The sequence below is a fragment of the Pseudonocardia aurantiaca genome (assembly GCF_039526725.1).
GTDB lineage: Bacteria > Actinomycetota > Actinomycetes > Mycobacteriales > Pseudonocardiaceae > Pseudonocardia > Pseudonocardia aurantiaca.
Window position 1 is genome coordinate 155,886 of record NZ_BAAAJG010000008.1, and the last position, 19,997, is coordinate 175,882.

The following is a 19,997-nucleotide window of genomic DNA, read 5'->3' on the forward strand; positions in this document are numbered from 1 at the left end:
CAGCGGTATCGGCCCGATCGTCCGCCTTGCGATGCACCCACCTGGACGCCGCTCGCTACGGGCGGAGTTGCTCAGGACCCTCCTAGACTAGACCGCCGCGGCAGCGGCCGTGACGAACCCGATAAGCAGCAGCCAGGACCGGAACGCCTGGAACCTCGCCCAGCGCCGCCGCGTCCGCTGCCAGTCCGCGGGCGGGTAGGCCGGGTCCCACCGCGCGGTCGCGAGGTTGATGGGCACGTTGACCAGCACCGTGGTCGTGACGGCGACGGCGAACGCGATGGCGGCCATCCACGAGAGCGGCGCGGGTTCGGCGACGACCCCGGCGATCGTCAGGACGAGGCCGACGGGCATCCCGACGGGCATCACCCGGCCGAAGGTCCGCAGGAGGCCCTGCTCCACCGTGATCCGTTCGCGGGCGGCGAGCCTGTGGAGGGCCGGCCGGACGAGCGCGTAGGAGCCGAACTCGGCGCAGGCGACGAACCCGGTGACGACCACGGTGGCCACGGCGAGCAGGTTCACCTCAGCATCCGGGCGCGCCGCACGGCGGTGAGCGCGAGGTCGATCAGGCGATCCGGGTCAGGCCATGGCATGTCGGGTTTGGTGATCTGAAGGTCGACCAGGCCATGCAGGGAGGCCCACAGCTCCGTGGCCAGCAGCGGCGCCTCGGCGTGCGTGCTGGGCGGCAGACACGCGGTCGTCGCGTCGACGAGCGCCTGGTGCGCCGCCGCGCCCGGGTGCGGGTCGGCGGGGTCGAGGCCCAGCCCACCCCAGCCGGAGTTCGTGGCGCTGAACATCACCCGGTAGTGGCCCGGCTCGGCAAGCCCGGCCCTCACGTAGGCCGCCGCCATCGCGGCCAGCCGCGCCAGCGGTTCGTCGCCCGCGGCGGCCGCCGCGTCCTGCAGCAGGTTCGTGAACTCGGCGAACCGCTCTGCCAGCACCTCGCGGACGAGCGCCTCCTTGTCCGGGAAGTGCCTGTACACGGACGGCGTGGTGACACCGGCCGCCGAGGCGACATCGCGCATGGTCATCGTGTCGACGTCGCCGGTGGAGGCGAGCAGGTCGGTCGCGACGCGCACGACCACGGTTCGCAGCTCGTGACCGGTGCCGCGGCGCCGGCGCCGTGGCGTGCTCACGTCGGCTCCGCGAGCCGGATCCGGATGAGCGCGCGACCTCGCGCGACCTCCGCGGCCACGTCCGCGGCGTCAGGCTCGCCGTCGGCGCCGACCCGGACGTTCGCCCACCGCCCATAGGGCGGATGGTCGCGGACGAGCGCGGTGAGCGCCTCCGCCACGGCGTCGGGGTCGCGGACCGTCTCCGCGTCGGCGAGGACGCGCTGGCCGCGTAGGCGCAGCTCGACGGGCGCACCGCCGTCGAGGCTCCGCGCCCAACTGCCGGACGTGGTGGTCAACAGCTCGCGGCCGCGCCGGAGGTAGTTGACGGGGGTCGGATAGCGGGTACCGGTGCGGCGGCCGGTGAAGGTCAGCACCATGCGCCTGCGGCTCAGCAGCGGGTGCAGCGGCGAGGACAGGATCGCCGCCGGGACGCGATGGATGAAGCGGCCGATGCGCACGTCAGGCCACCCCGAGCCGGCGGGCCATCTCGTCGGCGAGGGCCTGGAGCGCCGGAAGCGGGCGCCGGCGTCGGCCGCATGCAGGGCTCGCGCGAGTGCAGGTACCACGGCGTTCTCCTCACTAGGTTGACAACTGTTAGCGTAACGTTTGTCAACCTAGTGAGGCAACTCGCTCAGCGGCGTTCCATGATCTCCGGGGACGCGGTGAAGCCGTAGCGCCGGTAGAGGCCCTCCGTGCCCGGCCGGGCCCAGAGGATCGTGGCGTCCACCTCGTCGCCGTCGGCCAGCACGGCGTCCAGCAGATCCTTGGCCAGCCCGCGGCCGCGGTGCTCGGGCCGGACGTAGAGGTTGGAGATGTAGAGGTGCGTCTCGGCCTCGTCCACGGGGTTGGGGAGCTTCGCGATGCGGGCGCCGTACACGTGCCCGACCACGAGGCCGTCGACCTCCGCCACCCACGCCAGCCAGGTCCCGTCGGCGAGGGCGGCCGCCACCTCCTTGCGGAACCGCGGCTCGAACGCCGCGCGCTCCTCCACCGGCGGTGCGCCGTCCGTGCGGAACTCCCAGCGCAGCGCCGCGAGTGTCGGCAGGTCGCCGGGCTGCGCGCGCCGGATCACAGCGCTGGTCACGACACCGCCCGCCGCAGCCACAACGCAAGGAGCTCGACGACCATCACCGTGGCGAACACCATCATCATGATGGTGGTGACCACGCCGAACTCCATCACCCGCGAGGCGTTGAGCAGGTAGAAGCCGATCCCGCCCGCACCCACGATGCCCAGCAGCGTCGCCGAGCGGATGTTGACGTCGAGCTGGTAGAGCAGGTGCGCGACGAAGGCGGGTGCCGCCTGCGGGAGGGTCACGGCGACGAACACCTGCAGCCGCTTGGCGCCGGTCGCCCGCACCGCCTGCTGCACGCGTACGTCGGTCTCCTCCAGGGAGTCGGCCACGAGCTTGCCCAGGAGCCCCACGGCGCCGATCGCGAGCGCGAGCGCCCCGGCCTGCGGCCCGAGCCCGGTGATCACGACGAAGACGATGGCGAGCACCAGCTCGGGGATCCCGCGCACGACGACGATGACGATCCGGAACGCGGTGGCGATCCCCGGTATGGGGGCGACATTGCGGGCCGCGAGGATGCCGATCGGCAGCGCGAGGACCGCCCCGATGAGGGTGGCGGCCAGGGCGATCTGCACGGTGACGAACAGCTCGGCGACGAGGTCGGGGAGGACCCCGCCGGTGCTCGGCGGCCAGAACAGGCCGAGGGTGTCGAGCATTCTGGGCAGCCCGGCGAGTACCTGCCATGGCGAGAGGTCGGCGCCCCAGACCGAGGCGACGACCACCAGCGCCGTCACCGCGGTGAAGACCGCCCCGCGGACCCGGCGGGCCGTCCACGGCGGGCTCACCCGGCCCGGCTCGGGCCCGCGATCGCCGGGCCCGCGGGCGAGGTCGGCGCGGATGGCGCCCACCCGCCGGCGGATGAAACCGGTGAGGCCGCGCGCGGTGTCCCCGGACGTGCCGAGCAGAGCCCGGCGCACGGCCGCGGACAGCAGTTCGGCGGCGATGCAGAGCAGCAGCACCACCAGCGCGAGGGCGACTCCTCGCTGGTAGTCGAGCCGCCGCAGCGCGTTCGCGATCTCGAACCCGAGCCCACCGACGCCGACGAAGCCGAGCAGCACCGAGACGCGCAGGTTGATGTCGAACCGGTGCAGGGCCGTCGCGACGAACGCCGGGAGCACCTGCGGGAGGACCCCCGCGATCTGCTCCTGCAGCCGCCGGGCGCCAGTGGCCCGGACGGCCGTGCGCGGGCCCTCGTCGATCTGCTCGATCGCGTCGGCGTAGAGCTTCGCGACCATGCCCACCGAGTGCAGACCCATCGCGAGCACGCCGGCGAGGGCGCCGAGGCCGAACAGGCGGAAGAAGACGATCGCGAGCACGACGTCCGGCACGGCGCGGGCGACGACGATGACCGCCCGGGCGCCGTAGCGCGCGGCGGGCGCCGGGGTGGTATTGCCCGCCGCGAGCACCGCGACCGGCACGCTGACCAGCACTGAGAGCAGCGTCGCGCAGACGACGATCGCGAGCGTCTGCCCGCAGAGCAGCAGCACCTCTGTCAGCGGTGGGAAGTCCAGCGGCAGCGTGCGGGAGAGGAAGTCCGTCGCGTTGCCGATGCTGTCGGTGAACGTGGCGACGTTGAGGCGAAGCTGCCCGACCGCCCACACCGCCGCGCCGAGCAGCGCGAGCAGCACGAGCGCCGCCGCCGTCCCGGTCCGGGACGGCTTCGGCACCGTCCGCGGGGGCCCTTCCGTCGGCCCTCCCGACGGCCCTTTCGGCGGGACCGCCGGAAGAGTGTTGAGCGCGGTCACCGGGCGCCGGCGAGAACGGGCTCGGTGCGCGCCCCGACCGCCGAGTAGACGGCCATCGCCCCCGCCCGGTCGACCTCCGCGACCGGGCGGTCGAGCACGACGCGGCCGGACCGGAGCCCGACGATGCGCTGCCCGAACGACAGGGCGACCTCGACCTGGTGGAGGCTGCACAGCACGGTCAGCCGGTCTTCGCGGCTGATGTCGGCGATGAGCTGCATCACCTGTGCCGAGGACTCCGGGTCGAGCGAGGCCACCGGCTCGTCGGCGAGCAGGATGCGCGGTTTCTGCAGCAGTGCCCGCGCCACCGCGACGCGCTGCTGCTGGCCGCCGGAGAGCGTGTCGGCGCGCTGGAACCGCTGGTCGGCGAGGCCGACGCGGTCGAGCTGCTCCAGCGCCGCCCGCCGAACGCGACGGGGGTAGCCGAGCAGCCCGAGCCGCGGACCGCGCAGCGAGCCGAGTCCCCCGGTGCAGACGTTCTCGAGCACCGACGCGCTCCCGACGAGGTGGAACTGCTGGAACACGAACCCGATGCGGGTGCGCAGGCGCCGCAGCTCGGCCCCGCTTGCCGTTCCGACATCGCTGGCGAGCACCCGGACGCTGCCCGTCGTGGGCAGGTGCAGCCCGTTGACGTGCCGTAGGAGCGTCGACTTGCCCGATCCGGACAGACCGAGTAGCACCACGACCTCGCCCGCCCGCACGTCCAGCGACACGTCGTCGAGTGCGACGACGTCGGGATCGAACCGCTTACCGACACCGGAGAGCTGGATCACCGTCTCCGTAACCCCGCTGCTGTCGACGCTCATCGCGATCCTCCGGCTCAGCCGAGGCTCGTGCAGGACTTGGCCTTGGTCACGTCGCAGACCTGCCGGATGCCGTTGTAGAGGGCGTCGTCGACGGGGACGTAGCCCCAGGCGCCGTCCGAGCCGAGCTTGCACTGGTCGGCGGAGCTGCAGACGCCGTTCGCTGTGAGGTAGTCGACGTTCGCCTCCTGCGTGAAGGTGTCGACGATCTTCTGCCGCAGCTCCGGTGCGACGTCGCTCGCGATGGCGATGGGAGAGCCGGGGATCGTGTCCGACTTCCAGACGATCTTCAGCTCGCCCGGCTTGAGCTGGCCGGACTTGATCAGCTGCGTGTCGACCATCACGTCCTCGGAGAAGCCTGCGTCGCACTGCCCGCTCGCGACGGCGAGCACCGAGGCGTCGTGGCCGCCCGCGAAGGTGGGCTTGACGCCGGTCTCCGGGTTGACCCCGGCCGTCATGAGCCCGGCGGTCGGGTACAGGTAGCCCGACGTCGAGGCGGGGTCGACGAAGCAGACGGTGTGCCCGGCGAAGCCGGCGAGGTCGTTGATGGTCGAGTCGGCCTTCGTGATCCCGTAGGACTTGTAGCCCGGCTGGGCGCCCTTCGTGTCGACCATCGCGGCGACGGGCGTGATTCCGGGGTCCTGGTTCTTCGCGAGCACGTACGAGAACGGCCCGAACATCGCGACGTCGATCTTCCCGGCGCGCATGCCTTCGATGACGGCCGCGTAGTCGGTCGCGTTCTGGAACTGGACGGTGGCTCCGGTCTCCTTCTCCAGCAGCGAGATCACGGTCTGGTAGCTCTGCTGCAGGCTGGTCGACTCCTCGGACGGCACGGCGGCGAACACGAGCGTGCCCGGCTCGCCCGCCTGGCCGCCCTGTGCCTGGCCGGGATTTTCGGCTGCGCTCTGCCCGCATGCGGTGAGCGCGAGCAGCGCGGCGCCGACGACGGCGACCGCGGCGCGGCGAATGGTGGACCTCATGCGGCAACTCCTCTGGGTCCGCTGCGCGCGGGGGGCACGCCGGGGACGGACGGCAGCGAGGGTGGAGAGCGCGGGTGCCCGGCCCGGCACGGGCCGGTTACGTCCGGACGAACGGCTCGGGTCGGTTGCGCGGAGCCGGGGCGGACAGGACGGCGGGCCGGGGCCGGTCGGCCGAGCCGGCCGGGCCATCCACAGCTGCCCGCCGCGCAGCGGCCAGCACAACCGTGGCGGGCCGACATGCGACCGTCACCCCTGATGCCACCCCGGTTGCCCACGGTGTCATCCGCGGACTCTTCACTCGGAGCGATGCCTCTGGAGGGAACCGCCGTGCCCAACACCGCAGCCCGCGACCGCGTGCGTGCCGACCTGCTCGCCACTGCCGATCTGCCCTACGGCGGCGAGGCCGTCGACCAGCTCGCCCATGCCCTGCAGGCGGGCACGCTCGCCGTCCGGGCGGGAGCCCGGCCCCCGGTGGTGGCGGCCGCGCTGCTGCACGACATCGGCCGCTCGCCCGGTGTCACCGCCGAGCTGCCCGAAGCGCCGCACGAGCGGGCGGGCGCCGCGTACTGCGCGCGGCTGCTCGGCCACGAGGTCGGGTGGCTCGTCGGGGCGCACGCGAAGCGTGCGCTCGTGACACTGGAACCGGACTACGCCGCGCGGCTGTCGCCGGTGTCGGTGCGCTCCCTCGCCGCCCAGGGCGGGCCCGCGGCCGAGGCGGAGGTGGAGCGGTTCCTGCGGCACCCGCTCGCCGCGGAGGCGATGCTCGTGCGGCGCTGGGACGACGAGGCCAAGGTTGCGGGCGCACCCACGTGCACCCTCGACGAGCTGCTGGACATCGCCGGGATCCGGTGACCGACGGTCCGTGGGCCGCCGTCCACCCACCCCAGGAGGGGCAAATCGCCCCTCCCGGGGGCGCGGACGGGTATACAGACGAGGTGGCGGAGATCCTGCGCACGGAGCGGCTTGTCATCCGCGAGTGGGCCGACGACGACGCCGCGGCCGCGCTCGCCGTCTACGGCCGGGCGGAGGTGGCGCGCTGGCTGAGCCCGGCCGTCGACCGGGTGATGGGCGAGGAGGCCATGCGGGCGCAGCTGCGGCATTGGGCCGAGGCCACCCGGGAAGGCCAGGGCGGGCTCGGGCACTGGGCGGTCGCGCTCCGCGAGACCGGCGCGGTCGTGGGCGGCGCGAGCCTGCACCTGCTGCCCGTCGAGGAGCAGGACGTCGAGATCGGGTGGCAGCTCGCGCCGGAGCACTGGGGCAAGGGCTACGCGGTCGAGGCCGGGCGCCACCTCGTGGAGCGTGCGTTCGGGCTCGACATCGACGAGGTGTTCGCGCTGGTCCGGCCGAACAACGCGCGGGGCGAGGCCACCGCGCGCCGACTGGGCATGACCTGGGTGGGGGAGACCGACAAGTACTACGGCCTGCGGCTCAACGTGTTCCGGATCCGCCCGTCGGATGCTCCGATCAGGTTGCACCGCCCGCCCGGGTAGCCACCAGGGCGTTCGGGCAGGGTCGCTGTGACGGGGGTCGCGCTGCCCACGATCGGCTCCGGGTGGAGGGTGGGGGAATGGCCTACCCGATCCGGATCGGCGTGCAGATCCAGCCGCAGCACGCCGACTATGCCCAGATCCGCGCTACCGTCGCCGCCGCCGAGGAGGCGGGTGTCGACGTCGCGTTCAACTGGGACCACTTCTTCCCGCTCTTCGGCGACCCCGCCGGCAAGCACTTCGAGTGCTGGACGATGCTCGCGGCCTGGGCAGAGGCCACCAGCCGGGTCGAGATCGGCGCATTGGTCACCTGTAACAGCTACCGCAACCCCGAGCTGCTCGCGGACATGGCCCGCACGGTCGACCACATCTCCGGCGGCCGTCTCGTGCTCGGCATCGGCGCCGGATGGGCCCAGCGCGACTACGACGCCTACGGCTACCCGTTCGGTACCGCGGGCTCGAGGCTGGCCGATCTCGCGGACGCGCTGCCCCGCATCAAGAACCGGTGGGCGCAGATGAACCCGCCGCCCACCCGCGACATCCCGATCCTGATCGGCGGTGGCGGCGAGAAGAAGACCCTCCGCTACACCGCCGAGCACGCCACCATCTGGCACGGCATCGGCGACCCCGCCACGATCGCGCACAAGGTGCAGGTGCTCGACGCGCACTGCGCCGACATCGGCCGCGACCCGGCCGAGATCGAGCGTTCCGCCAAGGTGACGGGCCCGCCGGAGGAGCTGGCCGACGAGCTGCTCGCCGCGGGCGTCACGCTCTTCACCGTCAGCACGTCCGGTCCGGACCACGATCTGGGCCTGCTCAAGTCCTGGATCGCCTGGCGGGACTCCCGAGGCGCCTGATGGCCCGGTAGGTCCCTCACCGGGGAGCGTGGACGCCGGGCAGGTCCGCGTCCCCGGGCCGGGCCGCTGTGCCGGGGACACCGAGGTCGGTCGCAAGCGTCAGGACGGACTGGTCGATCCGCCGTAGCAGCCGGGCGGCGGCGAGCAGGTCCATCCGGTGCGGGTCCGGGTGGTGGGCGACCTCGGCCTCGGCGGTGTCGATGACGTCCTCCGCGGACCGGACGTCCCGCGGGTCGCGGCGCAGCAGCGCAGGGCGTAGCGCGTCGAGGTTGTCGCGCACCCGCGCCACTGCCGGGTCGAGCGTCGTCCATCCGGGCGCCCGCAGATCGTCGGAGAGCCGGGCGAGGCTGCGCGTGTAGTGGTCGACGGCGCTGAGCACCCGCACCGTGCGCTGGTAGCTGGACCGCCCGCGACGCCACGGCAGCGGGCTGTCCAGCGGCGCCGCCCTGGCGCGCAAGGCCGCCATGCCGTCATGCACCTCGCGAGCCAGCTCCGCGGGCCGGCGGTCCGGCGTCCGGCCCAGCATCCGGTCGGCAACAGCGACCAGTGTGGCGTCAACGCTGTCCACGAAGGCGTCGACAGCCTCGCCGAACGCCTCGCGCGTGCGCTTTGGCAGCACGAGGTAGCCGGCGAGCACACCGACGACCGCCCCGGTCGCGGTCTCCTCGATCCGCACCAGCAGGGTGGCCACGCTGAACTGGCCGATCAGCCCGTACAGCAGCGCGATCACGGTGGTCAGCCAGAAGGCCATCAGCGTCTGGGACACCCGCGCCAGGTAGACCATCAGGAACACGCACGCGAACAGCAGCACGAGCGCCGCGAGCTGATTGCCGGAGACGAGCACGGCGAGAGACATCCCGGCGATCACCCCGCCGATCGTCCCGATCGTGCGCTGCCAGCCCAGGCTCAGGACGTCGCCCCGGCTGCTCGTGTTGGCGAACACGATGAACGCCGTGATCACCGCCCAGTACCAGCGGGCGGGCGACACCAGCTCGCCGACCACGATCGCGAGGGTCGTCGCCACCCCGACCTGCACGGCCTGGCGGGTGGTCAGCAACATGCCGTGCCGTGCGTCCGCTGCCGTCTCGTCCGTCGTCTCCGGCTCGTCCGTCGTCTCCGGCTCGTCGCCGCCTGCACCCTGGCCGCGCGCCTCGTCGGGCCTCGCCCCCAGCGCGGTGGCCAGCCGCGTGACCGCGAACGCCAGCCGCTGGACGCGGTCGCCCGGCCCCGATGTCCCCTCCAGCGCCGCGACGGCGCGGTGTGCGCCGTCGAGGAGCGGGCCCGCCATCGCGGGCGGGGTGCCGGTGGCGGAGGCGGCGAGCAGCCCGTTCAGGCCCGCCAGCAGCGCCGACCTCGCCTCGTCCGTCACAGGCGTGCATGTCTCGGCCACCCGCGTGCTCGCGACGGCCAGGCGTTCGGCCGCCAGCTCGACGTCGATGACCTGCAGCGGGAGGTCGCCGTGGGTGTCCTGCCGCTGCAGCATGTCTGCCACGAGCAGCGCTGTGTCGTTGAGTCGCGCCTGCCGCCTCCGGACGTCGCGGAGCCTCGGGTCGACGTCGCCGGCGTCCGCGGTGACGAGGTCCGCGACCGCGGCCACGAGCGCGTGGACGTGGGCGCGCAGCGCACGCAGCTCGCGGGCCAGCGTCCGCTCGGGGCGCTCGGCGAACACGAACGCGCGCAGCAGCAGGGTGGACCCGATCCCGACCGCGGCGGCGACCAGGAGCCACGGCAGCTCGGCCGCCTGCACCTGCAGGAACTGCGTGAGGAAATACGCGTTGAACCCGGCCATCCCGAGGGCGGACCCCCGTGGTCCGAAGCGCCGGACGTAGACCGCCTCCATCATCACCGCCACGAACACGACGTCGGCGGCGAGGCGGTAGGGCACAAGCAGCGTGCCCGCCGTGATCGCGGCGGCCGCCGGACCGAGCATCAGCGCCGTGGTGACGTTCCGGCGGCGGTCGTCGGGCTCGTTCACGGAGAGGTTGCTGATCATCGCGAGCAGCGCGGCGAAGATCACCAGCGTGACGCCCAGCCCGGTGATGGCCTCCACACCCGCCATCACGCCGGCCGAGAGCGCCATCGAGGCCGTGCCGGCGCCGGCGAGCCGCAGCCGCGTGAGCCCGGGATCGACACCGGTCAGGGTGGTGCGCAGCTCCCCGATCCAGGCCAGCTGTCCCACTGGTCCAGGGTGACACGCGCGTCGCCGCCGGGGCGGCCGGTCGAGACGGGCGCCACCGGGGCCCGGCTTGTCGTGTGCACCGCGCAACACGCATGATGCAGCCTGCCTCCGGAACGCCGTTCCGTACGGCAAAACGCGATGTGCGCTGCACAGCGCGGACAGTGCTCGACGGGGAGGATGCCTGCGATGAACGGCTCCCGCTGCCGTCCCGAGGGAGAGGACCCGCACCCGGTGACCGTTCGACCCCCGCAGCCCGAGCGCATCCCGATCGGCCGGCACCTCGCCTCCACGCGGGTCGTCGCGATCCTCCGGGCCGAGCACGCAGGCCGCGCGGAGGCCGTCGCCGACGTCCTCGTCGCGAACGGGATCCGCTGTCTGGAGCTGACGCTCACCACCGAGGGCGCGCTGGACGTCGTCGAGCGGCTGGCGGCGAAGCTGCCCCAGGACGTGGAGGTCGGCGTGGGCACTGTGCTCAGCGCAGGCGACGTGGACCGGGCCGTCGACGCCGGCGCGCGGTTCGTCGTCTCGCCGACGGTGGCGCCTGAGGTCGTGGCGGCCGCGCTGCGCCGGGGTGTCGCCAGCTATCCGGGTGCGATGACACCCACCGAGATCCAGGCCGCCTGGACCCTCGGCGCGAGCGCGGTCAAGCTCTTCCCCGCAGGGACGCTGGGCACCGGGCACCTCAAGTCCGTCCGCGCCCCGCTCCCGCACGTCCCGCTCGTGCCGACCGGCGGGGTGGAGGTGCACGCGGTCGGTGCCTGGCTGGACGCGGGTGCGTTCGCCGTCGGCATGGGCAGCCCCCTGATCGGCGACGCGCTGTCCGGCGACGGTGACCTGTCCGCCCTCGCCGACCGCGCCCGGGCCGTGACTGCCGCGGCCGGAGCGCTGCGGTGAACGACAGCTACCCGATGAACGAGAGCGAACTCGTCACGCCGGGCCTCGTCACGCCGGGCCTCGTCACGCTGGGGGAGACGCTCGGGCTGCTCGTCGCCGACGACGTCGGGCCGCTCGCGTTCACGCGCGGGATGCGGCTCAGCATGGGCGGCGCGGAGTCGAACGTGGCGATCGGTGTGGCCCGGCTGGGTGTGGCGGCCACCTGGATCGGCCGGCTCGGCCGGGACCCGGTCGGCGACCTGATCGAACGCCACCTGCTGGCCGAGCGGGTCCGGTGCATCGTGCGCCGCGACGACGCGCCTACCGCGATCATGCTGCGCGAGCGCCGCACCGGCACCTCGTCCAACGTCACGTACTACCGGCACGGCAGCGCCGGTTCGCACCTGAGCCCTGACGACCTGCCCGACGACGTCGTCGAGAAGGCCGGGGTGCTGCACCTGACCGGCATCACGCCCGCGCTCGGCCCGGGCCCGGCCGCCGCCGTCCGCGAGGCGATGCGCAGGGCCCGTGCGGCGGGCGTGCCGGTGTCGGTCGACCTCAACTTCCGCTCCCGGCTCTGGTCGGCGGCCACGGCCGCGCCGGTGTTCCGCGAGCTGGCCGCCGGTGCGGACATGCTGTTCGCCGGTGACGACGAGGCCCGCATCGCCCTGGAGATCGCCGACCCCGCCGACGCGACCCCGGAGCAGCTCGCCGAGAGGCTCGCCGGGCTCGGCCCGTCCCAGGTGGTCGTCAAGCGGGGCAGGCACGGCGCCACGGCCCGCATCGACGGCGAGCTCGTCGACGTCCCGCCCGTGCCCGTGCAGGCCGTCGACAGCGTCGGCGCGGGCGACGCCTTCGTCGCGGGCTACCTCGCGGGCAGGCTCGCCGGGCGCGAGCCCCGGGACCGGCTCTCGACGGCTGCGGTCACCGGAGCACTCGCGGTGACCGTGCCCGGCGACTGGGAGGCCCTCCCACGACCTCACGAGTTGAGCCTGCTCACCGCGGAGGAGGACGTGCAGCGCTGAGGACAGCGCCCCCCGGAACCCGAGCCATCCCAACAGGAAGGTTGGCATCCCTCGATGACCACCGGACGCGACGACGCGGTCACCTCCGACCCATCGCAGCTCTTCCCCACCAAGTACCTACCTCGCCCCCAGGTCCGCGACCTGCCGGCCCCGCCGACGAACCAATGGCGGCTCGTCGGTCCCGGCATCGTGGCGGCGGGCGTCGGGCTCGCCAGCGGCGAGTTCATCCTCTTCCCCTACATCGCCTCGCAGATCGGCCTCGGTTTCGTCTGGGCCGCACTGCTCGGGCTGATCACGCAGTACTTCCTGAACATGGAGATCGAGCGCTACACGCTCGCGACCGGCGAAACCGCACTCACCGGGTTCAGCAGGCTGTGGCGGCACTGGGGTCTCGTGTTCGCGATCCTCGCCTACTTCGCCAACATCTGGCCTGCGTGGGCCACCAGCTCCGCCACGCTCATCAGCTACATGTTCGGCGGCAGCGCCGCCGTGATCGCCGTGGTGATCCTGGTGGTCGTCGGGGCGATCCTCACGCTGGCTCCGGTCGTCTACACCGCGCTGGAACGCGCCCAGATGGTGAAGGTCGCGGCGGTCGTACTGCTGCTCGTCGTCGGGTCGATCTTCGCGGTCGGGGCGGCGTGGGCCGACGTGCCGAAGATCATCACCGAGGCGCAGTTCCCCGCGGAGGAGCTGGGCTTCGCCGTGTTGATGGGCGCGCTCGCCTTCGCGGGCGCCGGCGGCGGACAGAACCTCGTGCAGAGCAACTGGATCCGGGACAAGGGCTTCGGCATGGGCCACTACATCCCGAAGATCGTCTCGCCGCTCACGGGCGAGCCGGAGGCCAGGGGGCGGGTCGGGTACGTGTTCGTCCCGACCGAGCAGAACCTCACGCACTGGCGCGGCTGGTGGCGCTTCGCCGCCCGCGAGCAGCTCTACACGTTCGTGCTGATCTCGTTCCTGTCGATCGTGTTCATGTCGCTGCTCGCCTATGCCACGGTGTTCGGCAACCCGGACGCCCAGAACGGCATCGGGTTCCTCCAGCTGGAGGGGCAGGTGCTGATGGAGCGCGTCGGCACCTGGTTCGGGTACTTCTTCTGGTTTGTGGGCGCGCTGTCGCTCTTCGCGGCCGCGCTCGGCATCGTCGACTACACGAGCCGGCTGGCCGCCGACGTACTGAAGACCATGTACTTCCCGGACGCCTCCGAGAGCAAGATCTACGCCGGGCTGGTGTGGGGCCTGGTCGTCATCGGGATCATCGTCATCGCGGCCGGGTTCTCCCAGCCGATCTACCTGGCCGTGATCTCCGCCTGCGTGGGCGGCGTGATGATGTTCATCTACTCCGGCCTGCTCATCGTGATCAACAAGAAGATGTTGCCCGCGCCGATCCGCATCCGCGGGTTCCGGGTGGGGGCGCTCGTCTGGTCGGTCGTGCTGTTCGGCGTGCTCGCGGTGCTCACCGTGCAGCAGCAGGCCGGACGCCTGCTCGGGCAGTGACCCCGGGGACCTACAGCGGCTTGTAGTAGAAGCTGCAGCGCCGGAGAGCGGTCCCGGTGGCGTCGGCGGCGTAGCCGGGCACCTCGCCGTAGCAGGTCCAGCCGGCGCTGCGGTAGAGGTGCTCGGCCGCGCTGCCGCTCTCGGTGTCGAGGAGCAGGAGCGTGACCCCCGCCGCGGCTGCGGCCTGCTCGGCGGTGGCCAGCAGCGTGCGCCCGAGGCCCCGGCCCCGGGCGTCGCGGTGCACCATCAGCTTGCCGACGCCGCCGCGGTGGCGGGCGTTGGGCATTCGTTCGAACGAGAGGCTGACGGTCCCGTCGACCCGGCCCGCGCCGCAGGACACGAACACGACGCGCTCGCCCGCCACCACCGCACTCTCCTGTTCCCGCCACCACCGCGAGGCCGCGTCGTGCTCGAAGGGGGCGGGGAAGCCGAGCGACGCCCCGCTCGCCACGGCGTCGACGAACAGGTCGGCGAGCCCCGGCACGTGGTCGTCGAAGTCGGCGGCGGACAGCCGGCGCACCCCGGTCACGGCAGCACCACGACCAGCGCGTAGCGGACCGGGTCGGCGCCGGTGCAGCGGAACCGGGAGCGGCCCCACAGCCGGAAGCGCAGGCAGTCGCCCGTGCCCAACTCGTGGACCCGGTCGTCGAGCGTGATCTCCAGGGAGCCCTCGAGCACCCAGATGTGCTGCTCCTGGCCCGGCACCGGGGCGGCGTCGTAGGCGATGTCAGCGCCGGGCGCCAGCACGGCTTCGATCACCTCGGCGTGCAGTCCGGAGCTCGGAGGAGACACGATCCGGCGGGTGAAGCGGCTGGCCTCGTCCCGCCACACCGTCTGCTCGGCGGCCCGGACGAGCACCCGCGGCCCCGCCTCCACCTCGGCGAGCAGCCAGGAAGGCGTGCGCTCATACACGGTGCAGAGCTTCCCGAGCAGGGCGGCGGTCGGGCTGATCTCGGCGCGTTCCAGCCGGGAGAGGGTGGAGCGGCTGACCCCGCTGCGGCCCGCGAGGTCGTCGAGCGACCAGCCCCGTTCCGTGCGCAGGGCGGCGAGCCGGCTCGCCAGGCGCACGGCCATCTCATCGGCATCTCCCATATTCGGGAGGCTATCCCGATTTCGGGACGACGGGTAGCTTGACGAGCTTCACCGCGAGGCGTTCGATGAACATTGAACCTTCAAGTTGTTCGGAGGAAGTCGAGTGCCCGCTTTCCGCTCCGTCGCCCGCGTCGAGGATGGCCTGCATGCAGGCCCCGACGCGCAGGTCGACGACAAGCGCCTGCTGATCATGCCGACCGACCCCGCGCGGACCGACCCGTTCCTGGTGCTGGCCGAGGACTGGCTCTCCTCGCCAGGTTTCGAGTGGCACCCGCACCGCGGGCTCGAGACCGTGACGTTCGTGGTGGACGGGGTGCTGGAGCACGGCGACAGCCTCGGCAACGCGGGTGTGCTCGAGGCCGGCGACATCCAGTGGATGACGGCCGGGCGGGGGATCATCCACCGCGAGCTGGCCTATCGGAACGAGCGGGCGCACACCCTCCAGCTCTGGCTCAACCTCCCGGCGGCCGCCCGGATGACCGACACCCGCTACCAGGACGTGCTGGCGGCCGCGCGCCCGCGGCTCACCCGGCCCGGCGCCGTGATCGACGTCGTGTCCGGCACGGTCGACGGCGTGACCGGGCCCGCCCTCAACCACTGGCCGGTGCAGGGCGTGCTCGTGACGCTCGACCCCGGCGCTGAGCTGGAACTCCCGATGCCGGCCGCCGACCGTGCGTTCGTGGCCGTGCTCGACGACGCCGCGTCGGTGGCCGGTCGCCCGGTGCGCGCCGGGCAGGTGGCCTGGTCGGACCCGGTTGCCGACGCAGAGCCCGACGCGAGCAGCGTGCTTCCGCTCCACGCCGCCGCCGAGTCTGACCGACAGGCCCGACTGATGGTCTACAGCGGGCGCCCGGTCGGCGAGCCGATCGTGTTCGGTGGGCCGTTCGTCATGAACCGGGCCGAGGAGATCGAGCAGGCCTACCGGGACTTCCGCACCGGGGAGTTCGGTCCGGTGCCGCGCCTCGCCCGGCTCTGATCCCGCGCGCCCGGGGCGGCGGCGAGCGCGGCTTCCGCGCGTCCACTCGCCTCGTGATCGGCACCACGGCCGATGCGCAATGCTGTGCCGAGCGACGGTCGAGTCGGCTGTCGAAACGGTGGAGGCCGCTCCGAGGTACCGGTCGAGGGGCCTGCACCGAACGGATCGGTTGGGCCCCCGGCAGCGAGTGGACCCGGCAACGACTGGACCGAGGAGCGACGCGATGAAGTACATGATGCTGGCGTACACGGGTGTGGCGGACTGGGAGTCGATGGACGTCACCAGCCCGGAGTTCCTGGCCGCCTGCGAGTTCTACGAGAACCTCAACACGGAGCTGACGGCGACCGGCGAGCTCGTGCTCACCGAGGGGCTCGCCGACCCGTCCTTCACCCGGACCGTCCGCAAGCAGGACGGCGTGCCGGTGGCCGTCGACGGCCCGTACGCGGAGAGCAAGGAGGTGCTCGCGAGCTTCGCGATCCTCGACTGCGCGAGCCACGACCGCGCGATGGCGATCGCCGCCCGGATCGTCGACGCGATCGGGGACGCCGTCGAGGTCCGCCCGATCGGCGTCGACCCCACCGCCGAGCCCGAGAAGTAGTGCCGCCTCTCTCCCGGGCGGTCGAGGACCTGCTGCGTGAACAGGCGCCGCAGGTCCTCGGCGCGCTGGTGCGCCGCTACGGGCACTTCGACGCGGCCGAGGAGGCCGTGCAGGAGGCGCTGCTGGCGGCGGCGCAGCAGTGGCCGGCCGACGGCGTTCCCGACGGGCCGCGGGCCTGGCTCATCCGGGTCGCCTCCCGCCGCCTGATCGACCAGCTCCGCAGTGACCGGGCCCGGCGGGACCGGGAGGCCGCCGACGCCACCCGCATGACCGCCGAGCAGCTCCTCGCCCCGGCGCCCGACCTCGGCGCGACGGGCGACCGGGACGACTCCCTGGTGCTGCTCTTCCTGTGCTGCCACCCCGCGCTGGCCCAGCCGTCGCAGGTGGCGCTGACGCTGCGCGCGGTCGGTGGCCTCACCACCGGGGAGATCGCGCGCGCCTTCCTCGTACCCGAGCCGACGATGGGCCAGCGGATCAGCCGGGCGAAGCAGCGGATCAAGGCGGCCGGGGCCACGTTCGCGCCTCCGGCGCCCGCCGGGCGGGCCGAGCGGCTCGAAGCCGTGCTGCAGGTGCTCTACCTGATCTTCAACGAGGGCTACACCAGCACGTCCGGCCCGGAGCTGGCCCGGGTCGAGCTCACCGACGAGGCCATCCGGCTGACCCGCATGGTGCACCGGCTGCTTCCCGAGGAGGCCGAGGTGGCCGGGCTGCTCGCGCTCATGCTGCTCACGGACGCCCGCATGCCCGCGCGCACCGGCGCCGACGGGTCGCTCGTCCCGATGGCGGAGCAGGACCGGACCAGGTGGGACCGGGCGCTGATCGCCGAGGGCGTCGAGCTGGTCACGGCCGCGATGACGCGCCGCGAGCTGGGGCCTTACCAGCTGCAGGCGGCGATCGCCGCCGTCCACGGCGAGGCCGGGCGCGCCGAGGACACCGACTGGCGACAGATCCTCGGGCTCTACGCGCTGCTGGAGCGGATGCAGGGGGGCAACCCGATGGTCGCGCTCAACCGGGCGGTTGCCACGGCGATGGTGCACGGCCCCGCGGCCGGGCTCTCGCGGCTGGACGCGCTGGCAGGCGACGAGCGCGTGGCGGAGCACCACCGCCTCGACGCCGTGCGGGCGCACCTGCTGGAGATGGCGGGCGACGCGGCGGGCGCTGCAGCCCACTACCGCACGGCGGCCCGCCGCACGACGAGCACACCGGAGCAGCAGTACTTGCTCGCCAGGGCCACGCGGCTGGAGTTGCCCGAGCTCGCGTGAGAAGCCGGCTCGCGCAGCGGTCCACGTGGGTGGCGTCGCTGCGGACCGCAGGGTGTGACTTCTAAGCTCCCCCCATGGCGCGGTACTTCGATGTGCACCCGGTCGATCCCCAGCGACGCGCGATCGTGCAGGTCGTCGAGATCGTCCGCTCCGGAGGCCTGATCGCCTACCCGACCGACTCCTGCTACGCGCTCGGCTGCCAGCTCGGTGAGGCGAAGGGGATCGAGCGCATCCGCGAGATCCGCGACCTCGACGACAAGCACCACTTCACGCTCATGTGCCGCGACTTCGCGCAGCTCGGCCAGTTGGTGCAGATCAGCAACCAGGTCTTCCGCGCCATCAAGTCGGCCACGCCGGGCAGCTACACGTTCATCCTCCCGGCCTCCAAGGAGGTGCCGCGCCGTCTCCTGCACCCCAAGAAGAAGACGGTGGGCGTGCGCATTCCGCAGCACGTGGTGACCCAGGCGCTGCTCGCGGAGCTGGGGGAACCACTGTTGTCCTCGACCCTGCTGCTCCCCGACGAACCCGAGCCGCTCACCACCGGGTGGGAGATCAAGGAGCGCCTCGACCACGCCGTCGACGCGGTGCTGGACTCCGGCGAGTGCGGCACCGTGCCGACCACCGTGGTCGACTTCTCCGAGGGCGAGCCGGAGATCGTGCGCCGGGGCGCGGGCGACCCGTCCCGGTTCGAGTAGGACCCCGCGTCCGCAGCGGCGCGCTCAGCCGCCCGCCATCGCCCCCACCACCAGGAACGGTTCGGTGCCTGCGGCCACCGCCGCGGGCAGGGGCGCGTCGGGGGAGGTGTGCGAGAGGTCCTCCTCGCAGGCGAAGAACCGCACGAACGCGCGGCGCTGGAGTGTGCCGTGCTGCCGAATCGTCCCGCGCAGTGCCGGGTGGCGGGCCTCCAGGGCGTCGAGCACCGATCGCTGCGTGGCCGGCTCCGCGACCTGCAGTGTGACCTCGCCGTCCACCCCGGCGAGCCTGCGCAGGTGGGTCGGGAGCTTCACCCGCACCGTTGTCGTGGTCATGCCCGTCACCGCAGCGTCTGGACCTGCACCGACAGCACCCCGGGCAGATCGCGCACGATCGGCGCCCAATGGTCGCCCGCGTCCGCCGACGCGTACACCTGCCCGCCCGTCGTGCCGAAGTAGACGCCGCACTCGTCGAGCGAATCCACGGCCATCGCGTCCCGCAGCACGTTGACGTAGCAGTGCTCCTGCGGCAGCCCGTCGGTCAGCGGCTCCCACTCGTGGCCACCCGTGCGGCTGCGGTAGACGCGCAGCTTCCCCTCCGGGGGGAAGTGCTCGGAGTCGCTGGTGATCGGCACGACGTAGACCGTGTCCGGGTCGTGCGCGTGCACGTCGATGGGGAACCCGAAGTCGGTGGGGAGGTTCCCGCCGATGTCGTACCAGTTCTCCCCACCGTCGTCGCTGCGCATGACGTCCCAGTGCTTCTGCATGTACAGCGTGTCCGGCCGCGACGGGTGCATCGCCAGGTTGTGCACGCAGTGCCCGACCTCGGCATCCTCGTCGGGAATGCCGGCCGAGCGCAGGCCCCGGTTCGTCGGTCGCCAGCTCTTGCCCTCGTCGTCGGAACGGAAGACGCCCGCCGCGGAGATTGCGACGTGCATCCGGGTGGGGTCCCGCGGGTCGACGACGATCGTGTGCAGGCACATCCCACCCGCACCGGGCTGCCAGTGCGGACCCGACCCGTGCTCGCGCAGGCCGGGGAGCTCCTGCCAGCTCCCGCCGCCGTCCGTGGAGCGGAAGAGCGCGGCGTCCTCCACCCCGGCCAGCACCGTCTCCGGGTCGGTGGCCGACGGCTCCAGGTGCCAGACCCGGGCGAACTCCCACGGGTGCGGGGTGCCGTCGTACCACTGGTGCGTGCCCGGCACGCCCGCGTACGAGAACTCGTTGCCGACCGGTGCCCAGGTGCGGCCACCGTCGTCGGAGCGCTGCACCACCTGCCCGAACCAGCCGCCGCTCTGCGAGGCGTAGATCCGGTTGGGATCGGCGGGCGACCCCGCCACGTGGTAGATCTCCCAGCCCGGGAAATGCGGCCCGCTCACGTCCCAGCGCTCGCGCTTCCCGTCGGCCGTCAGCACGAACGCACCCTTGCGCGTGCCCACCAGCACACGTACTCCGGTCACGGCGCTCCTCCCATCAGTCACGGCTCAGGGGCCCTGATCCTGTGGATCCTGGCCCTCTCGGTCCCGTTAGGACTCCCGCCGTCGGTGGAACTCATCGGGCCGTGCAGGTGACGCTGCCTCGCGCGCGCCGCGGGTTCGCCGCCGCTCGTCGGCGGGGGCCATGGTCGAAACCGCCCATGTGGGTTACGGTGCCACCGGTCCTGTGCTGGTCAGCAGCCCTCAGGGCCGCCCGCCGCACGAGCGTGCGCCCTGAGCGCAGCCTCGTCGAGGACGGCCGGAGGGACGCTCACGCGATG

At 72.9% G+C, this 19,997-nt stretch carries 22 protein-coding genes; 10 read left to right on the forward strand and 12 right to left on the reverse strand.

What is annotated here, in order from left to right; genetic code table 11:
* Nucleotides 1-87: 87 nt before the first annotated feature.
* From ABD143_RS10610 to ABD143_RS10640, 7 genes are all read right to left on the reverse strand, one after another.
* On the reverse strand, nucleotides 88-519 hold the full coding sequence (locus ABD143_RS10610) for an anthrone oxygenase family protein (protein WP_343975043.1): 432 nt from the start codon (nucleotides 517-519) through the stop codon (nucleotides 88-90).
* Nucleotides 516-1,133, reverse strand: a complete 618-nt coding sequence (locus tag ABD143_RS10615) for a TetR/AcrR family transcriptional regulator (RefSeq protein ID WP_343975045.1) — start codon at nucleotides 1,131-1,133, stop codon at nucleotides 516-518. The genes ABD143_RS10610 and ABD143_RS10615 overlap by 4 nt, the downstream gene beginning before the upstream one ends.
* Nucleotides 1,130-1,570, reverse strand: coding sequence for a PNPOx family protein (locus tag ABD143_RS10620; RefSeq protein ID WP_343975048.1), 441 nt, complete (start codon nucleotides 1,568-1,570; stop codon nucleotides 1,130-1,132). Before ABD143_RS10620 ends, ABD143_RS10615 begins: the two co-directional genes overlap by 4 nt.
* 173 nt (nucleotides 1,571-1,743) lie before the next feature.
* Complete coding sequence (locus tag ABD143_RS10625; protein ID WP_343975051.1) at nucleotides 1,744-2,196, reverse strand: GNAT family N-acetyltransferase; 453 nt, start codon at nucleotides 2,194-2,196, stop codon at nucleotides 1,744-1,746.
* Nucleotides 2,193-3,851 carry a phosphonate ABC transporter, permease protein PhnE gene (phnE, locus tag ABD143_RS10630; protein ID WP_343975054.1) on the reverse strand — a complete coding sequence of 553 codons (1,659 nt, stop codon included), beginning with the start codon at nucleotides 3,849-3,851 and terminating at the stop codon, nucleotides 2,193-2,195. The genes ABD143_RS10625 and phnE overlap by 4 nt, the downstream gene beginning before the upstream one ends.
* A 74-nt stretch (nucleotides 3,852-3,925) precedes the next feature.
* Nucleotides 3,926-4,732: a phosphonate ABC transporter ATP-binding protein gene (gene phnC, locus ABD143_RS10635; protein WP_343975057.1), complete on the reverse strand. Its 807-nt coding sequence runs from the start codon at nucleotides 4,730-4,732 to the stop codon at nucleotides 3,926-3,928.
* Between the two features lie 14 nt (nucleotides 4,733-4,746).
* Complete coding sequence (locus ABD143_RS10640) at nucleotides 4,747-5,709, reverse strand: phosphate/phosphite/phosphonate ABC transporter substrate-binding protein (RefSeq protein WP_343975061.1); 963 nt, start codon at nucleotides 5,707-5,709, stop codon at nucleotides 4,747-4,749.
* 306 nt (nucleotides 5,710-6,015) lie between these two features.
* On the opposite strand from ABD143_RS10640, the gene ABD143_RS10645 reads away from it, so the two are divergent.
* From ABD143_RS10645 to ABD143_RS10655, 3 genes are all read left to right on the forward strand, one after another.
* Nucleotides 6,016-6,561, forward strand: coding sequence for an HD domain-containing protein (locus ABD143_RS10645; protein WP_343975064.1), 546 nt, complete (start codon nucleotides 6,016-6,018; stop codon nucleotides 6,559-6,561).
* 83 nt (nucleotides 6,562-6,644) lie between these two features.
* Entirely contained in the window at nucleotides 6,645-7,199 is a 555-nt protein-coding gene (locus ABD143_RS10650) for a GNAT family N-acetyltransferase (RefSeq protein WP_343975067.1), read from the forward strand.
* A gap of 77 nt (nucleotides 7,200-7,276) precedes the next feature.
* Nucleotides 7,277-8,053: an LLM class F420-dependent oxidoreductase gene (locus ABD143_RS10655; RefSeq protein ID WP_343975069.1), complete on the forward strand. Its 777-nt coding sequence runs from the start codon at nucleotides 7,277-7,279 to the stop codon at nucleotides 8,051-8,053.
* 16 nt (nucleotides 8,054-8,069) lie between these two features.
* Here the strand turns inward: ABD143_RS10655 and ABD143_RS10660 are convergent, their stop codons facing one another.
* A complete protein-coding gene (locus ABD143_RS10660) occupies nucleotides 8,070-10,232 on the reverse strand; it encodes an FUSC family protein (RefSeq protein ID WP_343975072.1) in 2,163 nt (720 codons plus the stop codon).
* A gap of 231 nt (nucleotides 10,233-10,463) precedes the next feature.
* Here ABD143_RS10660 and ABD143_RS10665 point away from each other — a divergent pair, with 231 nt between their 5' ends.
* From ABD143_RS10665 to ABD143_RS10675, 3 genes are read left to right on the forward strand one after another with little or no spacing between them, the layout of a single operon-like run.
* Nucleotides 10,464-11,126, forward strand: coding sequence for a bifunctional 4-hydroxy-2-oxoglutarate aldolase/2-dehydro-3-deoxy-phosphogluconate aldolase (locus tag ABD143_RS10665; RefSeq protein ID WP_343975076.1), 663 nt, complete (start codon nucleotides 10,464-10,466; stop codon nucleotides 11,124-11,126).
* The gene (locus tag ABD143_RS10670) at nucleotides 11,123-12,130 is read left to right on the forward strand and encodes a sugar kinase (RefSeq protein WP_343975079.1); all 1,008 of its coding nucleotides are present in this window, start codon (nucleotides 11,123-11,125) and stop codon (nucleotides 12,128-12,130) included. The genes ABD143_RS10665 and ABD143_RS10670 overlap by 4 nt, the downstream gene beginning before the upstream one ends.
* 54 nt (nucleotides 12,131-12,184) lie before the next feature.
* The gene (locus tag ABD143_RS10675; protein ID WP_343975082.1) at nucleotides 12,185-13,624 is read left to right on the forward strand and encodes an Nramp family divalent metal transporter; all 1,440 of its coding nucleotides are present in this window, start codon (nucleotides 12,185-12,187) and stop codon (nucleotides 13,622-13,624) included.
* Nucleotides 13,625-13,634: 10 nt separating this feature from the next.
* Here ABD143_RS10675 and ABD143_RS10680 read toward each other — a convergent pair whose 3' ends face one another.
* Together ABD143_RS10680 and ABD143_RS10685 are read right to left on the reverse strand one after the other, a co-directional pair.
* Complete coding sequence (locus tag ABD143_RS10680; protein ID WP_343975084.1) at nucleotides 13,635-14,153, reverse strand: GNAT family N-acetyltransferase; 519 nt, start codon at nucleotides 14,151-14,153, stop codon at nucleotides 13,635-13,637.
* Entirely contained in the window at nucleotides 14,150-14,716 is a 567-nt protein-coding gene (locus tag ABD143_RS10685) for a helix-turn-helix domain-containing protein (protein WP_343975087.1), read from the reverse strand. Before ABD143_RS10685 ends, ABD143_RS10680 begins: the two co-directional genes overlap by 4 nt.
* 103 nt (nucleotides 14,717-14,819) lie before the next feature.
* Here ABD143_RS10685 and ABD143_RS10690 point away from each other — a divergent pair, with 103 nt between their 5' ends.
* The 4 genes from ABD143_RS10690 (at nucleotide 14,820) to ABD143_RS10705 (ending at nucleotide 18,247) form a co-directional block, all read left to right on the forward strand.
* Nucleotides 14,820-15,692 carry a pirin family protein gene (locus ABD143_RS10690; protein ID WP_343975090.1) on the forward strand — a complete coding sequence of 291 codons (873 nt, stop codon included), beginning with the start codon at nucleotides 14,820-14,822 and terminating at the stop codon, nucleotides 15,690-15,692.
* 223 nt (nucleotides 15,693-15,915) lie between these two features.
* The gene (locus tag ABD143_RS10695; protein ID WP_343975093.1) at nucleotides 15,916-16,290 is read left to right on the forward strand and encodes a YciI family protein; all 375 of its coding nucleotides are present in this window, start codon (nucleotides 15,916-15,918) and stop codon (nucleotides 16,288-16,290) included.
* Entirely contained in the window at nucleotides 16,290-17,552 is a 1,263-nt protein-coding gene (locus tag ABD143_RS10700) for an RNA polymerase sigma factor (protein WP_343975096.1), read from the forward strand. Before ABD143_RS10695 ends, ABD143_RS10700 begins: the two co-directional genes overlap by 1 nt.
* A 74-nt stretch (nucleotides 17,553-17,626) precedes the next feature.
* Entirely contained in the window at nucleotides 17,627-18,247 is a 621-nt protein-coding gene (locus ABD143_RS10705) for an L-threonylcarbamoyladenylate synthase (protein ID WP_343975100.1), read from the forward strand.
* A gap of 24 nt (nucleotides 18,248-18,271) precedes the next feature.
* Here ABD143_RS10705 and ABD143_RS10710 read toward each other — a convergent pair whose 3' ends face one another.
* Together ABD143_RS10710 and ABD143_RS10715 are read right to left on the reverse strand one after the other, a co-directional pair.
* Nucleotides 18,272-18,580, reverse strand: a complete 309-nt coding sequence (locus ABD143_RS10710) for a MoaD/ThiS family protein (protein WP_343975102.1) — start codon at nucleotides 18,578-18,580, stop codon at nucleotides 18,272-18,274.
* A gap of 5 nt (nucleotides 18,581-18,585) precedes the next feature.
* The gene (locus ABD143_RS10715; protein WP_343975105.1) at nucleotides 18,586-19,701 is read right to left on the reverse strand and encodes a WD40/YVTN/BNR-like repeat-containing protein; all 1,116 of its coding nucleotides are present in this window, start codon (nucleotides 19,699-19,701) and stop codon (nucleotides 18,586-18,588) included.
* Between the last annotated feature and the right edge of the window lie 296 nt (nucleotides 19,702-19,997).

What these genes read in the sequence shown, in the direction of transcription:
- ABD143_RS10675 (WP_343975082.1), top strand. Translation starts at nt 12,185, where the DNA reads ATGACCACCGGACGCGACGACGCGGTCACCTCCGACCCATCGCAGCTC.
- phnC (WP_343975057.1), bottom strand. Translation starts at nt 4,732, where the DNA reads ATGAGCGTCGACAGCAGCGGGGTTACGGAGACGGTGATCCAGCTCTCC.
- ABD143_RS10695 (WP_343975093.1), top strand. Translation starts at nt 15,916, where the DNA reads ATGAAGTACATGATGCTGGCGTACACGGGTGTGGCGGACTGGGAGTCG.
- ABD143_RS10705 (WP_343975100.1), top strand. Translation starts at nt 17,627, where the DNA reads ATGGCGCGGTACTTCGATGTGCACCCGGTCGATCCCCAGCGACGCGCG.
- ABD143_RS10645 (WP_343975064.1), top strand. Translation starts at nt 6,016, where the DNA reads ATGCCTCTGGAGGGAACCGCCGTGCCCAACACCGCAGCCCGCGACCGC.
- ABD143_RS10655 (WP_343975069.1), top strand. Translation starts at nt 7,277, where the DNA reads ATGGCCTACCCGATCCGGATCGGCGTGCAGATCCAGCCGCAGCACGCC.
- ABD143_RS10685 (WP_343975087.1), bottom strand. Translation starts at nt 14,716, where the DNA reads ATGGGAGATGCCGATGAGATGGCCGTGCGCCTGGCGAGCCGGCTCGCC.
- ABD143_RS10710 (WP_343975102.1), bottom strand. Translation starts at nt 18,580, where the DNA reads ATGACCACGACAACGGTGCGGGTGAAGCTCCCGACCCACCTGCGCAGG.
- ABD143_RS10640 (WP_343975061.1), bottom strand. Translation starts at nt 5,709, where the DNA reads ATGAGGTCCACCATTCGCCGCGCCGCGGTCGCCGTCGTCGGCGCCGCG.